This window comes from Clostridium neonatale (assembly GCF_900465025.1).
GTDB classification, from domain to species: Bacteria; Bacillota; Clostridia; order Clostridiales; family Clostridiaceae; genus Clostridium; species Clostridium neonatale.
This window is the reverse complement of sequence record NZ_UICR01000001.1, coordinates 832,409-855,747: the sequence shown is the minus strand read 5'-3', so window position 1 is coordinate 855,747 and position 23,339 is coordinate 832,409. Positions and strand designations below refer to the sequence as shown.

Genomic DNA, 23,339 nt, shown 5'->3' with positions numbered 1-23,339 from the left:
TTTTTACACTATATTCATTTATTCCTGTTTATAATACTACCTTTGTCTTTTGAATTTCATTAGAATATACAACGTATGTTACTACATATTTGCCTGTTTGAAAGCTTACTAATGGTTCATAGGCTCTGAGTCTTATGAAATCGGCTTCATTTTATCTGTTGTTTATAATTCTAGGTGAATAATATGTATAATCTTCCATTAGAAAGATGCCATACACATGAAGACTTTTTACTCAACAAATTAGAATTTATCTATATTGATAATTATTTTTATAATAATTTTGATGTTTATTTTTCTCTACACTTTATTCCATAATTTCCTCTACTACAATTCTCATATCCTCTGTATATTTCATACTTCTTACCATTTATTTCAACTTCATCATCTCCTGTAAATATACAAGAATCCCCATTTTCTTTACAATATTTAGAAATTGCTTCAATAGCTTTTGTAAGTGTAGGATAACTCCCACTATCCTCATATGGAACCCAAAATGCTTTCTTAAACATAAAAACTCCTTTCTTCTATCAAACAAATTATAATGTAATAATAAAATTATTCTTTAATTTCATTAATATTATTTAGTTTAATTCTGAACACCTCTTTTGTATTAATCTATTTACATTCTCTTTAAATATATTCTCGAAATATATCATCATTTATCTTATGATGATATACTTCTGTTGATATTCAAACTTTTGAAAATTTAATTATATTATCTCTTGTCTATTAATTAAAAAGTTTTGCTAATCTTATAAATAATTCGTAAATTTTATTTTGCTTTCTATCTGTCACCTTAATTAATATTACTTCAATAATATACTAACTAAATTTTCACATTATCCTTCATATTAATTTAATTATATCATGCTTTATATACAAATTTCTATATTCACAGGTTTTATTATCAACTCACTTCTTGATACAAAAAAAGAGAAGAACCTCACCAATTTGGACTTATTTCTTCTCCATACATTTAGATAAATTATCAAGTTATCATTTATACTTACTTCTATTGATTCAATTTCCTTTAGTTCATTTATAAAAACTTTTCAAACTTTTTTATAAAATTAGAATAAGAGACAACGCACTTATTAAATAATAGCATTACCTCTCATTTTAATTTTAGACTTGTTATTTTATTTCATATACCTAATCTAATAAATTGATTTATATATTTCTAAAATTTCTTCAATACTTGTATCTCTTGGATTACCTGGAGTACATGCATCTGCCATAGCTGATTCTGCAAGTACTTTTAAGTCTTCTTCTTTTACTCCAATTTCTCTTAAAGTCTTTGGAATTCCAACGTCTTCTGAAAGTTTTTTGACTGCATCAATAGCAGCTTTTCTATATTCTTCTTGAGACATATTATCTACACCAGTAACTCCCATTGCCCTTGCAATTTCTCTATATTTTTCACCTGTAGCTTCTGCATTATATTCCATAACATATGGCAGAATTACTGCATTTGCTATTCCATGTGGAGTATCATAAAATGCCCCAAGTGGATGAGCCATACCATGTACTATTCCTAAACCTACATTACTGAAGCCCATACCAGCAACGTATTGTCCAAGTGCCATATCTTCTCTTCCTTTTGATTCATTATTTACTGCACTTCTAAGAGAACGCGATATTATTTCTATAGCCTTTAAATGAAGAGCATCTGTTAATTCCCATGCCCCTTTAGTTATATATCCCTCAATTGCATGAGTTAAAGCATCCATTCCAGTTGCTGCTGTTAATCCCTTTGGCATTGATGACATCATTTCTGAATCAACTACTGCAATTATTGGAATATCATGTGGATCAACACACACGAATTTACGTTTCTTTTCTTCATCAGTTATTACATAATTAATAGTAACTTCTGCTGCTGTTCCTGCTGTTGTTGGTACTGCTATAATATCAACACATTTATTTTTAGTTTCTACTGCACCTTCAAGACTTCTTACATCTGAATATTCAGGATTATTTATTATTATTCCAATAGCCTTTGCTGTATCAATTGATGATCCACCACCAATAGCTATAATATAATCAGCTTTAGCTTCTTTAAATTTTTCTATACCCTTTAAAACAACATTTATAGTTGGATTAGCTTTTACTTCATCAAAAATTTCAAATTCTAAATTATTATTTTTTAAAAGTTCCGTTACTCTTGTTGCAACATTAAATTTAATTAAATCTTTATCTGTTACTACTAAAGCTTTTTTATATCCTCTTATTTTTGCTTCTGTAACAATATTTTCAATTGCTCCTGCCCCTATATAGCTGGTTTCATTTAATATCATTCTATTTACCATTTAAATTCATCTCCTTAATATTTAATTTTTGTATATCTAATCTCCAACTACTACTCCCTTTTGAAGCATAATATTAGCGTAAAGTGCCTTTTCACTTGTTGCAATAATAGCATATCCCTTCTTTGCTTCTTCATAAAACGCAAAACGTTCAATATTACCTATACAATTTTTTCCTCTATCATCATATTTATTTATAATTTTCTCATATTCTTGCCAAATAGGAGTCTCTACATCATCTCCCGGCATAACTTCCATTAAGTTTACTGGATTTTTAACATAGGTATCTAAAGGAAAGACTTTTAAAATGGCATCTAAAATTTCTGGCACACCATGACCATCACATCTAATAACAATTGCATTCTTTCCCATGCTTTCAGCTGGAAAGTTTCCATCAGAAATAACCAGCCTATCACTATGTCCCATTTCACATAATACTTTCAATAACTCTGGCGATAAAATTTGTGGTATTCCTTTTAGCACTTTATTACCTCCTTAAATCTCTTATAAGCTTTATTCCAAAGTGATATATCCTCCGGATTATATTCCTTAATATCAGATGATTTTTCAATAATTCTCTTAGCTTCATCTAATCCTTTAATTAATCCTAAAGCAATTAATTGTAATGCAATATTTCCAAACACTGTTGCTTCTATAGGCCCCGCTGTTACTTTACAGTTACATGAACTTGAAGTCATTTGACAAAGTAATTTACTTTGAGTACCTCCACCTACCATGTATATATTTTCATATGTTTTATTAGTGCACTCTTTTATTTTTTCAAGTTCATATCTATATTTCAAAGCAAGACTTTCATCTATACATCTAACAATTTCTGCTTTTGTTTCTGGTACTTCTTGATTTGTGCGCTTACAATATTCACGAATACGTTCTGGAATATTGCCTGCCGGTACAAATTCTGGAGCATCTGGATCAATAAAGCACTTAAATGGCTTTGCTAAGGCTGCCATACTCTCTAGCTGGCCAAATCCATATTCTTCTCCTTCTTTAATCCATTGTCTGCGACTTTCTTGTATAAGCCATAAACCAATTATATTTTTTAAAAATGAAGCTTTTCCACCATACCCCCCTTCATTAGTTATGTTGTATTTACTTGATATATCATTAATTAATGGCCTTTCTAGTTCTGTTCCAAACAATGACCATGTGCCACAACTAATAAATATAAAATCTTTTTCTTTGTTAGGTACAGATACAAGAGCACTCTGAGTATCATGACCTGCTACTGAAACCACATCACATTTTTCTATACCCAGCTCTCTGCAAATATCATCTGAAACCTTTCCAATACTTGTACCTGTAGGAATGATTTCTGTAAATAGTCTCTTAGGAATGTTAAGAGCATCTATTACTCTATCAGACCAAGTTTGCTTTCTTGCATCTAATAACTGTGTAGTTGATGCAATGGAATATTCAGTTATTTTTAACCCTGTAAGCATATAATTGAATAAATCTGGCATTAATAAAATTTTATCTGCTCTCTCTAAAATATATGGCCTCTTTTCAACTAATGATAGTAATTGAAATGCTGTATTAATCTCCATGAATTGGTTACCTGTAATATTGTAGAATTCCTCTTTAGAAATCTTTTCTAAACTTTTTTCTAACATTCCATTTGTTCTGCTATCTCTATAATGAATAGGATTTTCTATTAAATTTCCATACTCATCAATAATTCCAAAATCAACTCCCCAAGTATCCACACCAATACTACAAAAGCTGCCATAATGTTTTGCTTTTATGATCCCTTGCTTTATTTCATAAAATAATCTCAATACATCCCAGTACATAGTGCCATTTACAACAACTGGATCATTAGAGAATCTATGAATTTCTTCTATTTCAATTGTATTTCCATCATATGTTCCAAGCATTGCTCTTCCACTAGATGCACCAAAATCAAATGCTAGTACCTTTTTTTGTTTCATATTTTCACCTGCTAACTCTTTTGATTGTGCGTTCTTTTATAATTATGAATATAAATTTACTTTTTCAAACTTTATTTAATGCATTATCAAAAAATAACAAGTCAAATCTGCCTTCCTATCTTACATCATAATTCTTCAGCAGGCTTACTTAATTAATCAAGTTATTAGACTAATCTACTTTAATTATCTGATGAAAAATATCCTTGGCATATTGGAACTTGTTATTTTCTTTAATATAATATGCCTAATTTAAAATTACTATTTATATAGTGGTCCATAAGTAGCACAAGCTCTAAAATCTTGTCCTTCTTTATCTTGTCCAAAAGCATTCCAAGCTGCTGGTCTGAATATTTTTTCATCTGGAACATTATGCATGCATACTGGAATTCTCAAAATAGAAGCTAAAGTTATTAAATCTGCACCTATATGTCCATAGCTTATTGCTCCGTGATTAGCTCCCCAATTATTCATAACATCATATGCTGATTTGCATGGACCTTCTTTTGTTGTTCTTGGAGCAAACCAAGTACAAGGCCAAGTATAATCTGTTCTCTTCCATAAAACTTCATTAACCTCGTTTGGAAGTTCAACTGTCCATCCTTCTACTAATTGAAGTACAGGACCTAATCCTTTAACAATATTAATTCTAGCCATAGTACAAGGCATAACATCCTTTGTTAAGAATCTTGATGAGAATCCGCCACCTCTAAAATATCCTTGATCTGCTGGATTCCATGTTGTAGCTTCAATAATATTCTTTTTATCCTCTTCTGTGATTTCCCAGAAAGGTTTAATAACAGCATTTCCATTTGCATCCTTTGCTCCACCATTAGCATCTAAGCATGCTGCACCTGAATTAATTAAATGTATAAATCCGCCAGCCTCTTTAGCAGCTCCTTCAATTTTATAACCTGTTGCTTTTTCAACTGCCTCTTCACTCCAATAAGTACGAACATCAGCAAATATTTGAGCTGTATTTGTTAAAAGCTTATTAAATAACATTGTTGCAGCATTTAATGTATCATTTTCAGTTGCTAATATATAAGGCTCTCTAGGTCCATTCCAATCAAATGATGTATTTAATAAAGATTCTGAGAAGTCACAATTTGGATAAAAATCAGTCCATTGTCTTTGACCTTGGAAACCTGCTGCAATAGCATTATGTCCAACTTTTTCTTCTTCACAACCTTGTGGAAGATTTTCATTTCCATTCATTAAGTCCTTAATAATACACATCATTTTAACAGTAAATTCCCAATCTTTATCTTTTTCTTCTCTAGTTTTTTGAGCTTCTACTGGATTTTTATCAAAGCCTTCTTTACAATGCTCCTTTGTCCATGCAAGAGCTTTTTGGAATTCAGCTTCATCATAGATGCCTTCTGTCATTCTTCTTATGATTTCCACTTCATCCACTGATTCAATTCTCATTCCTAGATATTCTTCAAAGAATTCTGGACTTATTATTGATCCGCCAATTCCCATACAGATAGAACCAATTTGTAAATAAGATTTTCCTCTCATAGTAGCTGCTGCAACAGCTGCTCTACCAAATCTTAATAATTTTTCTTTTACATCCTCTGGGATTTCTGTATCATTTGCATCTTGAACATCACGTCCATATATTCCGAATGCTGGTAACCCCTTTTGTGCATGTGTTGCAAGTACAGATGCTAAATATACTGCTCCTGGTCTTTCAGTTCCATTAACCCCCCATACACCTTTTATTGTCATTGGATCCATGTCCATTGTTTCTGCACCATAACACCAACAAGGAGTAACTGTAAGAGTAATATCTACACCTTCTTTTTTAAACTTTGATGCACAAGCTGCTGATTCAGCAACTCTTCCTATTGTTGTGTCTGCTATGACAACCTTTACTGGCTCACCATTAGAATATTTAAGATTTGATCTAAATAATTCTGCTGCTGCTTTTGCCATTCCCATAGTTTGTTCTTCAAGAGAACCTCTTACATCTAACATGCCTCTTCTTCCATCAATAGTTGGTCTTATTCCAATTACAGGATAATCTCCTATTAGTCTGTTTTTTGCCATATTAGCCATCCTCCTCAAATTATTAACTATTTTAATATAAATCTTTACTATATATGTTGAAAACTGAAATCTACACTATAACAACATGATATATATCTAACTTATGAATAAATCATTTTGCAACATATATATTACTTATTTCTAATTTCCTCTTGATTACGATTTCATTATACGATTATAATTTAATTAATACTTGTGTTATAGTAGCAAAAAATATAACAATATTCATATTTATTTAAAGGAGAAATTGTAATGAGATATTCAGAATATAATGAAGTTAAACAAAGAGGTACTTTTGACTTTCCCATAGAATTTTATTATGTAGATAAATTACATCCTAGGTATAAAATGTCATATCATTGGCATTTAGAATATGAAATAATAAAAGTTTTAAAAGGCACACTTAATATTTATCTGAATCAAAAAGAAATCTTGGTAAAAGAAGGCGATATAGTTATTATAAGAGATGGTATTTTACACTCTGCCGAACCTGAAGATTGTACATATGAATGTGTTGTTTTTAATATGAATATGCTATTCAAAGACAATTTTTCTGGAATGAAATATATTCAAAATCTAATAAATCATAATATAATTATTAATGATTATTTTCCAAAATCCAATTCTAATCTTAATAAAATCATATCTAATTTATTTAAAACAATAAAACTTAGAGAAGATGGCTTTGAATTAATGACATTAGGCTTGTTATATCAAATATTTAGTTATATATACAAAAATAAAATGTATTCTCAAGATTATAAACATACTCAAAATGATAGCAAAAAAATCAAACAGCTAAAAAAAGTTTTAGAATTTATTGAGGAATCCTATTCTTCCCCTTTAACTTTAGAAGATTTATCTAAAATTGTTTGTATGTCTCCAAAATATTTTTGTAAATTTTTTTATGAAATGATTCATCGAACTCCCATAGATTATTTAAATTATTATAGGATAGAATGTGCAAGCTATCAACTTGTAACCACTGATCTTTCCATAACAGATATTGCTTATAATTGCGGATTTAATGACTTAAGCTATTTTATTAAAACGTTTAAAAAATATAAGGGAATTACACCTAGTAAATATTCAAAATTAAATGATAATAAAAATTATAAATTGCAATCTATAATTGCTGATATATAATCATAAAAACAAACTATTATACTAAGTGTAATTATAACAATATTCATATCAAATAAAAAAATCGCCAAGGCAACTATGATATAGTCTTCCATAAAATACAAATCCAATAGAATACAATAGCTTTTATAAAACGTAATCCTTTAAGCCGTCGATTTTTTTCAGCGCACTCTGGATTTTCTGAGCTTACCGAAGAAAAGTCCAGGCGCATATAATCTATTTTTTATTCTTTAGGAACTATGCATTAGTCTATTGTAATATTTTTTTAAATAACTTATCTACAGATTGTTCGTGAATATAATTTCCTAAAGAATAAAAAAAATCAACCTTTATATAAATTAACACCAATCTTTTCAGTGAATATCTTCACCAAATATGTTTTTTTATAATTTTTATAATGTTTATTAGAAAAATTCAGATATTTTTGTATTAGATGTTAGTATAAAATAGTAGATACTCTTTGATGCTAGTATAAAGCAGTGGACACATTAAGTAGAACTAAGCAGAATAATATTTAGTTAAGAGAGGATATGTCCATTATAAGAAATAGCATAATATAGAGATCTGATAGTAGATTTCTCCTTATAATAAAAAAGAAAAAAGGAGGCAAAGATTATATGCGTCCTTGCCTCCCAAAATTTTTCTGATGTTATCCATTAATCATTGCGCCATCTGCGCCTATTTTATATCCATCAATGATAGTATTTGCTGCCATTAATCCATCTGAATAGAAATAGTACCACTTGCTGTCTATTTCCTTCCAACCACCAGCAAACATCTTTCCATCTAAATTGTTTAACCAATACCATTTCTGATTATCAAATATCCAGCCTTTTGACTGCTCTCCATCTTTGTAGTAATACCATTCTCCACTGTCATTCTTTCTCCATCCATTTGCACTCTGTGGGTCTATGACCACTTCCACAAAACGGTGGATAACTGTGGCAGCTTCTGCACGAGTAGATAAGCCTTTAGGGTCAACTTTGTTGCCTGCCTTACCTGAGAAAATACCCGCCTGATGCATCGCCTTTACTGAGTCTTTCGCCAATGAAGAAATCTGTGCATCGTCTGTGAATGGCATAGCCACTAGCGTTTTCGGAATGGTATAGCCCATCTTTTCCATATAATTATTCATAATGACTGCCATCTGCTCACGTGTAATATTACTATCAGGTGCAAAAGTTGTCTCGCTTGTTCCGCTGACAATTCCACTCTGTGCTGCCCAGTTCACATATGGTGCATAGTAGGCATCCATTGCAACGTCAGTAAACTTGCCTTTTTTGTAACTATCAGGGTTGATGCCTGCCAACTTTCCTAATGCTGTGACAAACATCGCACGAGATAAGCTCATATCCGGGCTGAAAGTAGTATCACTAGTGCCAGAGAACAATCCGCGGCTTGCTGCAAATACAATATCTTCTCTAGCCCAGTGATTTTCAATATCCGTAAATGCTGGAAGATCGGTCTTGTATCCAATTCCATAAACACTGAAATGCTCTGTTTCAAAAATAACGGCTTTTTGGTCTGCATTATAGCTAGATTTAGTCAGCCAATTTACTTTACCACTGCCGTCCACATAGACTGCATGCAAGTTACCTATAACTTCGCCATTTGAAGGCGTATATGGTATTGCAATACTTACAGTCTTTCCGTTCAAGGTTGTTATTGGATTTTCCTTTCCTTCCTTGACAGCATGTATGTTAATGTCATACACTGGACGGCTTCCAATAGCTGCTTTTCCTTCATTTGATGAAACGTCTGCCTGCTTAATCTGTATCGCAATATCACTTGAACTCTGAGTATTCAACTCCTTTAGCGTGTCCAGTGTAAAACTAATCTCAGCCATACGGTTCACATCAATTGTAAAGCGTTTTACATTGGAGGAAATTAGTGTGTCCAACGTGCTGGCGTTTAGAGGAATCTGAACATTGTTCAAATTTGTATCTATTTCCACTGGGACTGAAACAGCTATGCCGTTTTCTATATTACCATTCTTCATTGCGTCTGCCTGTGCTATAGAGACAGCTTCAGACACTATTTCTTTTGTAAGTGAAACTTTTCCATATATATCCGATTTTATCGGTTTTGTTTTCCCTATGGTTGGAGTATTTGGCTTGTTATTGTTCGGGCGATCAATACTTGTGGAATCACTGCTTCCACCTCCGCCAGAACTTCCGCCGCCTCCGGAACCTCCGCTGCCTCCGGAACTGCTGCCACCTCCAGAACTGCTACCGCCTCCAGAACTACTGCCATCACCTGTACCGTCGCTAGAATCATCCTCAAAGACAGCTATCACATCTACATCTTCAGCTGGCATGATAAACGTAGTTACTGAGCTGTTAACATCAGACAACTGTACATTGTTGCTATTCACAATCCAATGTACAAATTTCCTGCCTTTCAATTCTTCTGCAGTAATTGTTACTTTATCACCAGACTGTGCTTTTACTTTATCTGCACGACCACCGTTTACTCTAACTTCATATTGCGTTTCTGTTCCATTTAGGATATTCAGCCACGCGCTTTCAGTTTTAACAGAGTAGTTTGGGTTACTATCACCTGTAACGCCTATTAATATCTCATATCTGCCAACATTCCCCGCGTCTGGTGTTTTATCATAGGCCATTCTTATAACACCGATTTCTTCCTTCGGTCTGTCAGACACAAACTCATAATCCACGCCTTCAACTGGATTATCCAAACTAGGAATAATATCGTCTACTTTGATATTTTTTTCAATTGCCTTTATTTCCACTTGCTTTGGTTTTATTTCAAACTCACCACTTACCTCGCCAAATTCATTTGCTGTTTCAATCCTGAGGGTTACGCCGTACTTTCCTGCGTTTATAGGTGCGCTGTCAAGATTTTTTTGTTCTGTCATATCATAATATGATGCTTTAATATCTTCCCTCTTATATTCTTCAACATGCCAAGCATCATACGCAACTCCGCTGTATATCACATCTGGTATGCTGTACTTAGGAGTAACCTGTGTTTTTCCTGTCTTAACAACATTAAGCACAATATGAATATCTTCATGATTTAAGAATTTAATTGCTGCATGTATGGACCCGCTTCCCTCATTTTCTAAAACTTCAAAATCTATTCCATTTTGTGATACTCTTACATTACTTAAAATGCTTCCATAATTGCTTAACCCGTGCAATTCTTCAACGCTTACAATCGTGTATCCGTCTGGTATTATGCTCTTATCAAAAGCAAAATTCTTTGGACCGCCACTGGAAAATGTTAGGTTTTTAATCACAGTTCCTTTACTTTCTGCCTTTCTTATAACAGCATTAGGGCTTATCTTAACATTTGAAATTTTTGTGTTTAACTGACTTGCGTCATACCAATTTCCACATTCTTCCTTAAGTGCAATGCTAGTTATATCAGCTTCAGAATAGGTTCCAGCATTTGATGAAGGCAACTCAGCATTTCCAGTAAAAGTGATTCCAGTAATTGATGCATCTTTCCAATTTATACCTGTTATCTCAGTCTGCTTTTTAGCGCCATCATAAACAAGATCCTTTAAAGAAATACTTGCAATATCCATTGGCTGAAGTATTTTTTTATTTAATGTAAATACGCCTCTTTCTGTAAAATTAGCTGACTCAAGTGTACTGCTGCCACCAAAATCAACTGTAATATCGGCATTTCCAATAGGAATGCTGCGCTTTGCAGTATTGTAGAAAATCACCGCCTTGCCATCTACCACGTCAGCCGAACCCAAAAGTGTATTTCCAAAATAGAAATCCGCTTTATTTTCTGACGGGCTCATTAACATAATTGCAGAATTTACATCCTTTTTAGGCTCTGCTGTAAATGTAAGTTTCACAGTTTCACCATATTCATACGATTTTTTTTCTGCAGAAACAGCTCCGCTGGTTTGAGTTTCACCTCTAACAATATCAAATCTGACTTCTACACTTCCACTGTAACTGCCTATACCTTCTACAATAGCTTTTGCCTTATTTTCTCCAGTTGTGACATTAATATTCTTCTCATACTTTACAATATAGTCATTACCTTCGGACAATTCGTTTCCATCAACAACAACTTTAACCTTAGGCTTTATCTCTTTTCCTGTAAATTTTTGATTTGGTATAATATCTATATTTTCAGCTTTGATTTCTTTTGTTGCTTGTCCTTCATTTTTGTAAATTGTGATTTTCTCACTGCCAATAGATGCTTTAAGAAGTTCACCAACAGTGACATTATTAGGATCAGCAGGTTCCTCAGCTAGAAATAGTACTATATATTTTCCCGGCTTGATCTTGCTGCTTATATTGGAATTTTCGGTGCCAAATTGAAGAAAATACTCGCCGTTCCAATCATCAGATTCCATAAGAAATATGTCTGTACCCCATTGGGTTTCATCCAAATTATTAATATCTTCTTCTCTAAGTACATATCCATAAAGCTCTGGTACATAAACCTCATCATTTATATCTTTTGATTCTGTTACAAATACATATGACTTTTCAATCTTACTATCCAAAGCTTCTTTTTCAAGAACTTCAAAATCAGCAAAACTTGGAGCTGATATAATTTTAAAGCTTCCTAACTCCCTGTCATGAGATGGCGTATTGTTTTTTGCCATCCATCTGTTCTGAGCAAATTCCAAAGAATAGTTGCTGTTATATCCTGCATCAAGCTTTATAGTTCCTGATATATTTCCAGAAACACTTGTTATGTACGACTTGCCATCAATAAGATTGCCCACAAGCCCTAGCGAGCCACCCCACGTTTTAAACGTTGTATTCCCGCTGATTTCGCCTTTTATAACTAAAGAGTCGTCCTTATCAAGTATTAATGTACCCCCGCCTTTAAAGTTACCTGCAATAGTAGTTCCCGGCATAGAAATAAGGTTAAGTACAGTTCCTGTCGGCACTTCAATATTATTAATTGATGCTTCAGATTTAGAAATCGGCTCAAAAGTCGAACCATTTACAAGCTTTATATTATTTATGCCATTAACTTCAACTTTTTGTGCAGAAATACCATCAAATAAAATATCTGTATTTGCATTGCCTTCAAAATATTTTATTCTGGATGAAGCAAGATTTTTTCCATTTATATTTATAGTGACCTTTCCTGTATTTTCCTTAGAAAATATACCTTCACGTACAGATGTTTTTCCATCTATATTTAACTTAATATCTCCGTAATATGGTACCATATTGAACTTGCCTTCATCATGTCCAGCATAGATTGCCTTTATATTTGTTTTATCATTTGAATTTATAATATTAAGCTCAGCACCATTTTCGTTAATGGTTGTTCCATGATACCCTCCAGCATAAACAGTTGGAAGCAATTCATCTTCTGAGCTTCCAAAACCACCTAATGATCCGCTGGCACCATCAGTATAGCAGTTAACATTATCAAGGGTTAAAGTATGCCCTGCTAAAAATATTTCACGATGAGGTATGCCGCCAAGAGCATCACTCGATATGAAATTCATTTCTATATCCTTAAATGTAACATCATCTCCATCAATTTGTATAGGAGAACGTATCACCAAATTTCCAGAGCCTTTTCCATCTATTGTTATACCTGCTGGAAACTTTATAGGATTTAAATCCATATCAGACCCTGTTCCACTTGTAATCGTAATTACTCCATTTACAATGATTTCATCAACACCTTTGGCCAAAGCTTTTTCAAACTCTGCTGAAGTTGAAACTGTTACAGAATCACCATCAGCTAATTCTTCAAGAAATAACTTATTTAATTCCTCGCTGTTATCGATCTCATCATCATTGCTAATACCAGTATCATCCTCAGTATCAGTATTAGTATCGAGCTCAGCCTCATTGCCAGTGCATTGACTCAGGTCAGCGTCCTTCACACCACACAACGGGCAGTCCTCATTGATGGCTTCATCGCTGCATAGAGTGGTACATGTACATTCGATTTCTTCCTGCTTGTCGTCCTGACCCTTGCAGATTGCACACACATAGGTGCAAGGGCTTCCCGGAGTACCTTGGGTATAGCCACAATCTCCGTCATGCTGATGCTGACAGTTTAATTCTCTTTTGATACAGCCACTTTCATCGCTACACTCATGTGTACATGCAGTTGGCTCTTTCTCCTCTGCATCAGATTGAGTATCATCATTGCCAGATACGCTATCTTGAGGATAGCACTCTGTCGTATGCTCATGAGTACAGTCCGTCTTAACTGTGTAGCATTCTTCAGTATGCTCATGATTACATGGTGTTCCCAGCACATCATTCACATATTCGCATGTTGACGTATGCTCTGGGTGATGTTCGCATAACCCTCCAGCGTTCTGTATCTCTACCGCCAGTGCGTTCACAGGAAGTGCAGAGAACAGCACAGAGGCTGCCAACAGGCCGCTGAACCACTGTTTTCTGTATTTCTTCATTGTATCTTCCTTTCTATATATATTTTTTGACTGACAACATAAAAACTATTTTGTTGTAACCAGTCGGCATATTAAATGATATACATCCTTATTTTACTATATCTTTTATATATTTTTCAATATTTTTGGGCATCATAGCCCGCATTATGCAGGAAAAGGCACAAAAAAACCACCAATATTAATCAATTCTTCTCTACATTTATACCAAGCTAATCTCTTCTTGAACTTTAAGTTCACCTGCCATCTTAAATGCTTGCTTAGCTAAAAATACAGCTATAATTTCATTTATAACAGCTGCTGCTGCAATAGTACCTTGTATCATCGTTGCATACTCTGGTACAAATGGCATTAAAGTTTCTACTGCTATCCCAGTAAATATAAGCGATACTCCAGAATGAGGTAAAAGAGAAAGACCTAAGTATTTACATACATTATCTTCAGCTTTTGATAACTTACCACCTGCATAAGCACCTAATATTTTTCCTATTCCACGAGCTATTATATATATAGCAGTAAGAAGGCCTGCGCCAAATATTAAGCTATAATCTAATGGTGCTCCTAAATCTATTACCATTATAACTAATGCTATACTTATTATAGGATTAATTCCATCCATTATTTCATGTAATCTCTCTTTTTCAACTGTATTGGCAATAATAGCAGAGAATGATATACCTGATAATAATAAATTTATTGATAATATATTTTCATTTACATATCTGCCAATAATAACAGTAACTAATACAAATAATGCAACTTTTAATATCGTTTCTCCTTTAGAGCTCTTCTTTCGTAAAATTTTACTTGCTACAACACCTGTAGCTGTTCCTATAGCAAGTGGTAATATTATCATCATTAAAATAGAAATAATATTTATTGATTCACCAGTCATACTTCCTGAAACCAATCCAATAACTATGAAAAATACTAGTAACGCTAGCACATCATCTAATGCAGCAAGTGGTATTAAAGTCTTTGCAACCGGCCCTTTAGCATTGTACTCTTTCACAATTGATAAAGATGGTGCTGGCGCTGTTGCTAATGCAATTGCTCCAAAAACTAAAGCTATAGAAAATGGTATATCTGCAAATATAAAAAATGCAACTGCAACTACTATAAATGCTACCATACCTTCAAATAGGCATATAATAACTATTTGCTTTCCTGACTTCTTAAGTTCTTCTAGTACAAGTTCAGTACCTATTAGCATTCCAACTAACACTTCTCCTATATTACTTAAAACATGAAACCACTGAGCATCCATAATACTACTATTCATAAAATTTAGTGCGTGTGGACCTATTATCATACCTGTTATCAGCCACCCAAGTATAGATGGTAACTTAATTTTTGAAACTAGTTTACCAATTATTAACGCAAAAATTGTAAATAAAGCTAATAATACAATTCCTTTTATCACCTAGATTCCTCCTTTTATTTATCAATACCTTCAAAGACCATTTCTAACATTATCTTGTGGTCTTTTCTAAACTCTTCTATAACAATATGTTTATCCTTAGATTCTATATCTTTCATATGTTTTTCTTCTAACTTTGAACCTATCATAACTATTAATTCAAATGCTTTATTTCTATTAAATTTAGGATTAAAATCTATGTTCTTTATAATCTCATATAAAAGAACATTATTATACTCTTCAAACTCATTAGCTAATATTTCTGCACCTTCTATATTGTTGTTTAATAATAAATTTAAAACAAGTTTAGAGTACTGTGGGTTTTCTCCAAAAAATTTAAATTTAGCATTAAAGTATTCACTTATATAATCAATTCCCTTTTTATTACTATCTTCAATATATATAGTTATATTTTCTTTAAATTCATCAATAAAGTATCTAAGCACAGATAAATATAGATTTTCCTTAGATCCATAATAATGATAAAGTAATCCTTTTGATACTTTAGCCTTTTTACAAATAACATTTGTAGATGCTGATTGATATCCATTTTGTGCAAATTCTTCAAGTGCTATATTGATTATTCTTTCTTTCACACTTGTGTGACACTCTCTTTCACTCATATTATCCTCCTTTTATTGACCAGGTGGTCTACTATTATAAATCATATCATCTATAGACCACCTGGTCAATATTCTATTTATAAATCTAAAAAGGTATTGACCTTGAACCGACTCCCAAAAGTTAGACCAAAAAATCTAACGATTAGGAGGTCGTTTTTGGGGTCTAACTTTTTGGGGTCACCTCAATATCCTCTTTAGTCCTCTAATTATTTTGAGCTCTCTAAGCATATTTATTTCCTTTTCTGTAAGTCATGTGAGATTACTTATTGATTCATTATCTAATCCCATTTTGATTGCTTTTATTGTTGTATCTGTTGCTTGCTCTTCACTCCCTTTTATCTCCTAAAATATAAAAAGACTTATAGCTATCGTAAATTTACTCATAATAGATAAGTAACAATCACAAACGGCTATGAGCCTTTTATTTAACAATCAAATTGCTTTTATACTCTATCTTGCCATCTAAAATATCGTCATAAAATTGCTGTTTAGTATCAATATATTCTTGTATGATTTTCATTTGCTCAATAAGTGCTTCCCTCTTTTGAGATAAAATTACTTTTCTTTCAGAAATTATTGATTACCCTTGTAAGCAATAATCCAAATATTCTTTTATTTCTTCGATACTCATACCACATTTTTTTAAACAAGATAGACTTTTTAACTAACCAATATTGTTATCATCAAAAATTCGATAATTATTTTTCTCTCTTTTAACATTAGGTACTAATCCTTTATTACAATAAAATTTCAAAGTATCATATGTCATGTTACAAAGCTGACAAACTTCTTTCAATGAATACATAATAAGGAATTTGATGTTAGTATAAAGTAGTGGACACATTAAGTCGAACTAAGTAAAATAATATTTAGTTAGAAAGGATGTGTCCATATATGGGAAAGGGCAGAAGATATGATCAAGAATATAAAGATATGATAGTAGACTTATTTAAATCAGGAATTAGCTTAGCAGAGCTAAGTAGCGAATATGGCATTGCAAGATCAACAATCAATGGCTGGATTAAAGATGTAAAAGAAATTAAAGTAGATGAAAATGAAGTTATGACATTAAAAGAAGTTAAAGAACTAAAAAAAGAAATGGTAAGAATTAAAGAGGAAAATGAAATCTTAAAAAAAGCTATGGCCATATTTGCAACAAAAAATTAGATGAAGTAATAGAATTTATAGACAGCAATAAAACCAACTATGATATTAAGACTATGTGTTCCGTTCTGGGCGTAGCCAGAAGCACATATTATAAATCTCTTGACAAAACTAAATCTATAAGAAAACTAGAAAATGAGGCATTAAAAGCAGCTATTATAAGGATATATAAAGCTAATAAAGGTATATATGGTGCTCCTAGGATTTATCATATACTTGGTACAGAAGGCTTTAACGTCTCTTTGAAAAGAGTTCAAAGAAGAATGAAGGACCTTGATCTTTGCGCAATAACTGTCAAAAAATACAAACCTCATTCAAATAAAAAAGTAGTAGAAGGTCTAGAAAACGTTTTGAAAAGAGATTTTACGACCACTTCTATTAATGAAAAATGGGTAGGAGACATTACATATATTCATACTATCAAAGATGGTTGGTGCTATTTGGCTTCTGTTCTTGACTTACATTCTAAAAAAATAATTTGCTACGCTTTCGGTAAAAGAATGACTAATGATTTAGTTGTTAAGGCTTTAAAAAACGCCCATTACAACCAAAGCCCGGATAAAAATAAGCAGTTAATATTCCATACTGACTTAGGCTCTCAATACACTAGTAATGATTTAAAGGAAATATGTAAAAAGCTTAATATTACACAATCATTTAGTAAGAAAGGTTGTCCATATGACAATGCTTGTATAGAATCTTTTCATTCATCTATAAAGAAGGAAGAAATATATAGAAATACATACCGTACCTTCGAAGAAGCTAATATAGCTATTTTTAAATATATTGAAGCATGGTATAACAAAAAAAGACTACACTCTTCTATTAATTATATGACTCCTGATCAATGTGAATTATTAGCTAGAAGTGCAGCATAAAAAAAGTTTGACTCTTTGTGTCCAAGATATTGACATAAGACCAAATTTATATAATTTTCTCATCGCCATTTCAGAATCTAATTCATCTTTTCCTGCAATTATGTAAGAAATCCCCAAACGTCTTAAAAACGCTTTATATGAATTTGAAGCTTTTTCTGTTAAAATTTCAAGAACATGTGCAGTTGTATCTACATAAGTTAATGTATTTTTCTTCCACCCCAATTTTCCAGATGGGTCAACAGATACATAATACATATTTGCATCTACTTCAGAAATAAAATCTCCTTCAGGAACTTTTGGATCATTTTCATTTAAATCTGGCTTCTCATAAAATGTAAAGTTATCATCCGTTGTCACTCTACCTGATAACCATCCTTGATGCTTATAGTATGCATTCTTTCCAAATGCAATATCATAAAATACATTTCCAGCTAAATTTCCTTCTGGTGTATTCATGTAAGATCCTGTAATCTTACCATCTAAAGAAGTCATCATATGACAGAATATATATGGTCGTTTCATTTAACATTTCCTCCTATTTATTTTCTTTCAATTTCTAATCTGCTAAAGCAATCGTCATTTCCTCTGGATTACTTAATTTTTCAATATGAATAATAAACAATTACCGTATTCATTTTAAAAACCTCCTTTAGTCAATTTACAGAAGTTATCTTATACAAGATGTATCTGTTTGATCATAAAATGCAATTTTCTTTAACATTGAACCTGCTTTCTTAGAAAATACTCCAATTATTTTTCCTGTTAATAGCGCTGACAAAATCGTGCCTTCACGAATTGCTGTATTTCCTTCCAGGAAAAGAAAGGTAATCATAAAACCAATAAAAACAAATATACAATCTGAAGCAATTTTCACTTTAGAAAAGGGAAGATTGAACCTTTCGCATACAGATAATTGTAATCCCTCATGAGCATTAGGAACAATATCCATCACAATATACAAAGTGGCTCCAACCGCACAAATAATAATACTGAAAATCAAAACAAGAAATTGAGCTCCATAACTATTCAACTCAATATTATTCATAAAAGATCCAGTAAAATCAACGAAAAAGCCAAAGGCAATGCTGAAAGGTATCTGCAATATATTTCTTTTTTTAAATTTTTCTTTTAATAATAGATACTGCATGAATACAAAAAGGACGTAAGCACAAGTTGTTACTGCTCCTAAACTCATATTTAGACTTTTACTGATTGGTAAAGTAAATGCTGATACTGGTGAAATTCCTAGTCCTGATACAATAGAAAGATTAATGCCTATCGTAATGATGAAGAGTCCAAAAAAGTAGATCATGATTCTTAGAATATATTTCATTTTTGCAATTTCCTTAAATTAAAAATTAAGTAATCCAATTCACTTAAGTATTGCTCTTCATCATGCACTTTATCTAATACAATTTGTCTTTTACTTTGCAACATAAGTAGCATTCTTTCGTAATTATCCTGTTCATTCTTATCCAAAATAAGATCTTTACGTATATTGGGCAAAGTAAAACCCTTTTTTTCAAGTGATATAGCTAAAGAATTTTCTCTTATATAATCATCATTAAAATCAGTTTCATTTTCTATAATTTCTGAACTAAAATATCTATTAAATATATCTTTGGATATACAGCAGCATGCCATAATTTCTTCTTTGTTCATATAACCTCCTCAAATAAAATACCGCATCAGAAAAGAAATTTAATACGTAATATGTCTGTGAATCTGTTGATATGATATTAAAGACAGTTAATAATGCTAGTACTGCTTTAATCATACCAGCCCCAGACATTGCTGGAATAACAGGCATAAATGTTCCCGATATAAAATCAATAAATACACTTACTGGATTTTTCTTTTTACTAGATGTAATATCTTCCTTTAATTTTTGAGGTTGTACTATTTTTTCTACCTCTTCATAAACCTCTTTTACATGAGTTCCAATTACAACTTGAAACACTGCATTACTAATCATTACTTTTGCGATTCAATCCATAGATTCTAACGCTTTTTGATCTGCTTTATCATCATTTTTTAAATTAAAACGTAGTCGAGTTTGACAATGATATACATTACTAATATTCTCAATGCCACCAACTTTTTCAACAATACTTTGAGCTAAAGTTTCATACTTTTTACTCATAAACTACCTCATCATATAAAATTGTTTTCTTGTTAACATTTACACTCTATTTAATACACTATTATTTTATAGAACAAACATAAATATGTAAAATACTTATATTTCATGTTTTATCATGCGTTTTTTCTATGATAAAATATTTCAATTAATTTTTAATCACATAAATGATATAAATATAATCCTACCTCCTTCACTAAACATTTTATCTATTATAGAATTCCATAAAATAAGGCTTTAGATAATACTACAACAAATAGTAAAATCTAAAGCCTAGAACAACAGGTTCAAGTGAATTGTTATATATTTCCCTTAAGCTTACGACATTGATCCTGTGTCTTGTTAATAAGAACCTCTACAAAACAAGATATATTCCGGCTTTAAATTCTATTTTAAAAACTGCTTAAAAAACTAAAAAATGTGTCTACTATATTGACATAAGTCCCCAAAAAAGTAGATAGTTTTGTTTTTACACAAAGCTATCTACTGTCCTGGGTTGGCTGCATAACCAGTCCTAGAAAATGTCTGAACCACCTTCCCTCATTCGTGTTTTTGAATGGTTTATTTGCTATCCTCTTTTTTTAAATTAATATTTTTTAGAAATTTACTTGACTATTATTAGCTGGTCTTATTTTAATATCTTGAATTTATTTTTCACAAAATCTATACTTCACTCTTTATCTGATAAAAATAATTACAACAGCCTGCAATATTCTTCTATATCTCTATGTTTTTTTAATTGCTCACTTGATAAATCGTATTTAATACTTTTTTCTTTAAATATCAAAAAATGATTAGCTACCTCCTTTACTTGATCATATCTATGGGTAGTTAATATAATAGTTTTCCCTAAATTATTTAACTGCTTCAGCAAAAATAATATCTCATCTTGAAAATGCATTGATAATCCGTTAAATGGTTCGTCCAAAATTATTATTTTAGGATTCATAGCTAAAACTGCTGCTATTACAACCTTCTTTTTTTCACCGCCAGATAAATTATACGGAACTCTATTCTTTAATTTTTCTATATCTAAAAGCTTAAGGCAATCCATTACCCTTTTATTTACTTCTTTTTCTTCTAATCCCATGGTTCTTATTCCAAAAGCAATTTCATCATATACTGTAGCATTAAAAAGTTGTACCTCATAATTTTGAAATATGAATCCTATATTTTGATGAAATAATGACAGATTATAATTATTCTTTAAATATCTACTGTTAATATCTCTTCCTTCAACTATATATCTTCCTCTGCTAGGAAAGATAATACCATTCAATATCTTCAATAAAGTAGATTTTCCACATCCATTGTCTCCCATTATAACAACAAATTCACCTTTATTAATTGTAAAATTAATATTTTCAAGAATTGAGCTATTATCATAATCAAAATATACTTCATCACATGTAATCATTGCATATAACTCCTTACATAAAAATAAATAACTATAAATAAAATATGACACAAAATAAATAAAACATCTTTCTTACTCATATGCTTTACAGATGGCTTTGCATAGGTGTCTGTAAATCCCCTGCATTCCATAGCATTATATAATTCTTCACCACATCTTTTCACTTTAATAAATATCTTAGAAAATAATCCTCCAATTGTATTATATTTATGAATATCCTTTCCAACATTACGTATATTTATAGCCTGCAATACATCACGTATCAAATATGCAGTACAATTTAAATACTTAATTACTATGTCCATTACAAAAATAATAACATCTGGACAACGTATTTGCTTCAATGATTGTCCAACATCATATATCGTAGTGCCAGATATAAATATTTGTACTTCAATCATCATAGTAAATATCTTTAAATAATAAATCAATGCAATGCTTATTGGCGCACATATTGCATATGGAATAAATATTATCAAAGGGAAAATAAACATGAGCAATGATTTTTTTAATATGTTTAGTATTATCTTCCCTGAATTTAAGGACATTTGAATCATAACAAATAAGATACAAATCCATAACTGATACGTATCACGGCTTGCACTAATTAAGACCATCAATAAAATTAATGATAAGATCTTTAAAGATGAGTTAATTTCATTATTGCAATTATAAACATTTTCTCTTTGCACAAGCTTGATCAAACTATTAAATCTTATAATATTTTTTCTTACATAATCATCTTTTTTAGTATTTAATTTATAATTTTCATCATTTTCTAACCAATCAGGCATTTTCATGATTTTTTCTTTCCTTCTTAAATATAATACGGTAAACGAGTATGAAAATTATTATAGCTGTTACTGCACATAAAATGTAGGAAATGCTAGATGGCATATTTGAAATAGTATAATCTGAAAATAACGCACTAAAACTAAATCCATTTTCCATCCCCTGCGGAACATACTGTGATATATTATAAGATTTTAAATTCTCCATTAGTTCTGTTATATCCCATTCGCCCCAAGCAGTACCACTTGCAATAAGCCCTATAGGACATAAAATTATTAATAATATTATTAATTTATAAAGCCTTTTCACTCTTATACTTTTCTTATTTTCATAATCTCCTGTATTAAAATTTTCTCTCTTTATAATCCTGTAAACTGAAACCGTAAAAATACTTTCCACTATTCCAATAAGCATATGTGAACCAACCATTGCTGGCACAGATATTGATAAAGGGTATGGATTATATAATGGATTATTAAATGCATCATGAGCAATTATAGGCTGTAAACCAAGCTCTACCGCAGCACAAAAGGCTGCTAAATTTATGCTAAGATACGAGCCTAAAGCTGCACCTATAATTTCCCCTCTCTTTTTCATTAGTTTCGTACATAATTTGTATATGTAATATCCACTAAACGGCATTATAAAAGCCATATTAAAAACATTAGCACCTAAAGCAAGAATTCCTCCATCCCCAAAAAGAAGTGCCTGTAATGCCAAACAAATCGTTATTGCTATACATGCCGCATAAGGACCAATCAAAATTGCCAAAAGACAGCCTCCTACAGCATGGGCACTGGTTCCTCCTGGTAGAGGAATATTAAACATCATTATTAAAAATGACAAACTTGATGCAATCGCCATCAAAGGAATAGTTTCTTTCTTTTTTTCAACCTCCTGCTTAAGTTTATTGGCCGAATACATTACAACAGGCAACATAGCTACTGCAAAAGCTGCGCACGTTTTCGGACTTAAATAATTATCTGGAATATGCATAATAAAACCTCACTTTCTAAATAGCATAACTAATTTTAGCATGTGGCTGATTTATCAAAAATAATAGA

General features: G+C 31.5%; 19 protein-coding genes. 2 read left to right on the top strand and 17 right to left on the bottom strand.

Features of this window, described 5'->3' with window-relative positions; translation table 11 throughout:
* Window positions 1–287: 287 nt before the first annotated feature.
* The 5 genes from CNEONATNEC86_RS03990 to CNEONATNEC86_RS03970 all read right to left on the bottom strand — a co-directional run bounded on the left by CNEONATNEC86_RS03990 (window position 288) and on the right by CNEONATNEC86_RS03970 (window position 6,307).
* Window positions 288–509, bottom strand: a complete 222-nt coding sequence (locus tag CNEONATNEC86_RS03990) for a DUF4318 domain-containing protein (protein WP_159135566.1) — start codon at window positions 507–509, stop codon at window positions 288–290.
* 648 nt (window positions 510–1,157) lie between these two features.
* Window positions 1,158–2,309 carry a lactaldehyde reductase gene (gene fucO, locus CNEONATNEC86_RS03985; protein WP_125149363.1) on the bottom strand — a complete coding sequence of 384 codons (1,152 nt, stop codon included), beginning with the start codon at window positions 2,307–2,309 and terminating at the stop codon, window positions 1,158–1,160.
* 36 nt (window positions 2,310–2,345) lie between these two features.
* On the bottom strand, window positions 2,346–2,789 hold the full coding sequence (locus tag CNEONATNEC86_RS03980) for an RbsD/FucU family protein (protein WP_125149364.1): 444 nt from the start codon (window positions 2,787–2,789) through the stop codon (window positions 2,346–2,348).
* Entirely contained in the window at window positions 2,783–4,255 is a 1,473-nt protein-coding gene (locus CNEONATNEC86_RS03975) for a rhamnulokinase (RefSeq protein WP_125149365.1), read from the bottom strand. The genes CNEONATNEC86_RS03980 and CNEONATNEC86_RS03975 overlap by 7 nt, the downstream gene beginning before the upstream one ends.
* Window positions 4,256–4,513: 258 nt before the next feature.
* Window positions 4,514–6,307, bottom strand: coding sequence for an L-fucose isomerase (locus CNEONATNEC86_RS03970; RefSeq protein ID WP_159135565.1), 1,794 nt, complete (start codon window positions 6,305–6,307; stop codon window positions 4,514–4,516).
* Between the two features lie 252 nt (window positions 6,308–6,559).
* Here CNEONATNEC86_RS03970 and CNEONATNEC86_RS03965 point away from each other — a divergent pair, with 252 nt between their 5' ends.
* Window positions 6,560–7,453 (top strand): AraC family transcriptional regulator, encoded by an 894-nt coding sequence (locus CNEONATNEC86_RS03965; protein ID WP_125149367.1) that lies wholly within the window; start codon window positions 6,560–6,562, stop codon window positions 7,451–7,453.
* Window positions 7,454–8,099: 646 nt separating this feature from the next.
* Here CNEONATNEC86_RS03965 and CNEONATNEC86_RS03960 read toward each other — a convergent pair.
* The 4 genes from CNEONATNEC86_RS03960 to CNEONATNEC86_RS21890 all read right to left on the bottom strand — a co-directional run bounded on the left by CNEONATNEC86_RS03960 (window position 8,100) and on the right by CNEONATNEC86_RS21890 (window position 16,689).
* A complete protein-coding gene (locus CNEONATNEC86_RS03960; protein WP_159135564.1) occupies window positions 8,100–13,844 on the bottom strand; it encodes an S-layer homology domain-containing protein in 5,745 nt (1,914 codons plus the stop codon).
* A 199-nt stretch (window positions 13,845–14,043) separates the two neighbouring features.
* Window positions 14,044–15,264 carry a cation:proton antiporter gene (locus CNEONATNEC86_RS03955; protein ID WP_058293952.1) on the bottom strand — a complete coding sequence of 407 codons (1,221 nt, stop codon included), beginning with the start codon at window positions 15,262–15,264 and terminating at the stop codon, window positions 14,044–14,046.
* 14 nt (window positions 15,265–15,278) lie between these two features.
* Complete coding sequence (locus CNEONATNEC86_RS03950) at window positions 15,279–15,884, bottom strand: TetR/AcrR family transcriptional regulator (protein ID WP_058293951.1); 606 nt, start codon at window positions 15,882–15,884, stop codon at window positions 15,279–15,281.
* 664 nt (window positions 15,885–16,548) lie between these two features.
* Window positions 16,549–16,689 (bottom strand): MerR family DNA-binding transcriptional regulator, encoded by a 141-nt coding sequence (locus CNEONATNEC86_RS21890; RefSeq protein WP_307993310.1) that lies wholly within the window; start codon window positions 16,687–16,689, stop codon window positions 16,549–16,551.
* Window positions 16,690–16,778: 89 nt separating this feature from the next.
* Between CNEONATNEC86_RS21890 and CNEONATNEC86_RS03940 the strand changes: the two genes are divergently transcribed.
* Window positions 16,779–17,926 (top strand): IS3 family transposase gene (locus tag CNEONATNEC86_RS03940; RefSeq protein WP_159135563.1). Its coding sequence is split into 2 segments (ribosomal slippage): window positions 16,779–17,022 and window positions 17,022–17,926, totalling 1,149 coding nucleotides; the frame shifts between segments, so codons are not numbered across the junction.
* Here CNEONATNEC86_RS03940 and CNEONATNEC86_RS03935 read toward each other — a convergent pair.
* The 8 genes from CNEONATNEC86_RS03935 to cbiM form a co-directional block, all read right to left on the bottom strand.
* Window positions 17,906–18,448, bottom strand: coding sequence for a hypothetical protein (locus tag CNEONATNEC86_RS03935; protein WP_230132143.1), 543 nt, complete (start codon window positions 18,446–18,448; stop codon window positions 17,906–17,908). The two genes, CNEONATNEC86_RS03940 and CNEONATNEC86_RS03935, sit on opposite strands and share 21 nt — an antisense overlap.
* Window positions 18,449–18,593: 145 nt before the next feature.
* Complete coding sequence (locus CNEONATNEC86_RS03930; protein WP_159135562.1) at window positions 18,594–19,259, bottom strand: YczE/YyaS/YitT family protein; 666 nt, start codon at window positions 19,257–19,259, stop codon at window positions 18,594–18,596.
* Window positions 19,256–19,588 carry a hypothetical protein gene (locus CNEONATNEC86_RS03925; protein WP_159115654.1) on the bottom strand — a complete coding sequence of 111 codons (333 nt, stop codon included), beginning with the start codon at window positions 19,586–19,588 and terminating at the stop codon, window positions 19,256–19,258. The genes CNEONATNEC86_RS03930 and CNEONATNEC86_RS03925 overlap by 4 nt, the downstream gene beginning before the upstream one ends.
* Window positions 19,536–19,901 carry a hypothetical protein gene (locus tag CNEONATNEC86_RS03920; RefSeq protein ID WP_058293946.1) on the bottom strand — a complete coding sequence of 122 codons (366 nt, stop codon included), beginning with the start codon at window positions 19,899–19,901 and terminating at the stop codon, window positions 19,536–19,538. The genes CNEONATNEC86_RS03925 and CNEONATNEC86_RS03920 overlap by 53 nt, the downstream gene beginning before the upstream one ends.
* Window positions 19,902–19,913: 12 nt before the next feature.
* Window positions 19,914–20,069: a PTS sugar transporter subunit IIB gene (locus tag CNEONATNEC86_RS21180; RefSeq protein WP_198157481.1), complete on the bottom strand. Its 156-nt coding sequence runs from the start codon at window positions 20,067–20,069 to the stop codon at window positions 19,914–19,916.
* A 691-nt stretch (window positions 20,070–20,760) separates the two neighbouring features.
* Entirely contained in the window at window positions 20,761–21,483 is a 723-nt protein-coding gene (locus CNEONATNEC86_RS03915) for an energy-coupling factor ABC transporter ATP-binding protein (protein WP_058293945.1), read from the bottom strand.
* Complete coding sequence (locus CNEONATNEC86_RS03910) at window positions 21,480–22,283, bottom strand: energy-coupling factor transporter transmembrane component T (RefSeq protein WP_058293944.1); 804 nt, start codon at window positions 22,281–22,283, stop codon at window positions 21,480–21,482. Before CNEONATNEC86_RS03910 ends, CNEONATNEC86_RS03915 begins: the two co-directional genes overlap by 4 nt.
* Window positions 22,270–23,271 (bottom strand): cobalt transporter CbiM, encoded by a 1,002-nt coding sequence (gene cbiM / locus CNEONATNEC86_RS03905; protein ID WP_159135561.1) that lies wholly within the window; start codon window positions 23,269–23,271, stop codon window positions 22,270–22,272. The genes CNEONATNEC86_RS03910 and cbiM overlap by 14 nt, the downstream gene beginning before the upstream one ends.
* Window positions 23,272–23,339 lie beyond the last annotated feature (68 nt).

What these genes read in the sequence shown, in the direction of transcription:
- CNEONATNEC86_RS03990 (WP_159135566.1), bottom strand. Translation starts at nt 509, where the DNA reads ATGTTTAAGAAAGCATTTTGGGTTCCATATGAGGATAGTGGGAGTTAT.
- fucO (WP_125149363.1), bottom strand. Translation starts at nt 2,309, where the DNA reads ATGGTAAATAGAATGATATTAAATGAAACCAGCTATATAGGGGCAGGA.
- CNEONATNEC86_RS03975 (WP_125149365.1), bottom strand. Translation starts at nt 4,255, where the DNA reads ATGAAACAAAAAAAGGTACTAGCATTTGATTTTGGTGCATCTAGTGGA.
- CNEONATNEC86_RS03970 (WP_159135565.1), bottom strand. Translation starts at nt 6,307, where the DNA reads ATGGCAAAAAACAGACTAATAGGAGATTATCCTGTAATTGGAATAAGA.
- CNEONATNEC86_RS03965 (WP_125149367.1), top strand. Translation starts at nt 6,560, where the DNA reads ATGAGATATTCAGAATATAATGAAGTTAAACAAAGAGGTACTTTTGAC.
- CNEONATNEC86_RS03960 (WP_159135564.1), bottom strand. Translation starts at nt 13,844, where the DNA reads ATGAAGAAATACAGAAAACAGTGGTTCAGCGGCCTGTTGGCAGCCTCT.
- CNEONATNEC86_RS03950 (WP_058293951.1), bottom strand. Translation starts at nt 15,884, where the DNA reads ATGAGTGAAAGAGAGTGTCACACAAGTGTGAAAGAAAGAATAATCAAT.
- CNEONATNEC86_RS21890 (WP_307993310.1), bottom strand. Translation starts at nt 16,689, where the DNA reads ATGTATTCATTGAAAGAAGTTTGTCAGCTTTGTAACATGACATATGAT.
- CNEONATNEC86_RS03935 (WP_230132143.1), bottom strand. Translation starts at nt 18,448, where the DNA reads ATGAAACGACCATATATATTCTGTCATATGATGACTTCTTTAGATGGT.
- CNEONATNEC86_RS03930 (WP_159135562.1), bottom strand. Translation starts at nt 19,259, where the DNA reads ATGAAATATATTCTAAGAATCATGATCTACTTTTTTGGACTCTTCATC.
- CNEONATNEC86_RS03925 (WP_159115654.1), bottom strand. Translation starts at nt 19,588, where the DNA reads ATGAACAAAGAAGAAATTATGGCATGCTGCTGTATATCCAAAGATATA.
- CNEONATNEC86_RS03920 (WP_058293946.1), bottom strand. Translation starts at nt 19,901, where the DNA reads ATGATTAGTAATGCAGTGTTTCAAGTTGTAATTGGAACTCATGTAAAA.
- CNEONATNEC86_RS21180 (WP_198157481.1), bottom strand. Translation starts at nt 20,069, where the DNA reads ATGAGTAAAAAGTATGAAACTTTAGCTCAAAGTATTGTTGAAAAAGTT.
- CNEONATNEC86_RS03915 (WP_058293945.1), bottom strand. Translation starts at nt 21,483, where the DNA reads ATGATTACATGTGATGAAGTATATTTTGATTATGATAATAGCTCAATT.
- CNEONATNEC86_RS03910 (WP_058293944.1), bottom strand. Translation starts at nt 22,283, where the DNA reads ATGAAAATGCCTGATTGGTTAGAAAATGATGAAAATTATAAATTAAAT.
- cbiM (WP_159135561.1), bottom strand. Translation starts at nt 23,271, where the DNA reads ATGCATATTCCAGATAATTATTTAAGTCCGAAAACGTGCGCAGCTTTT.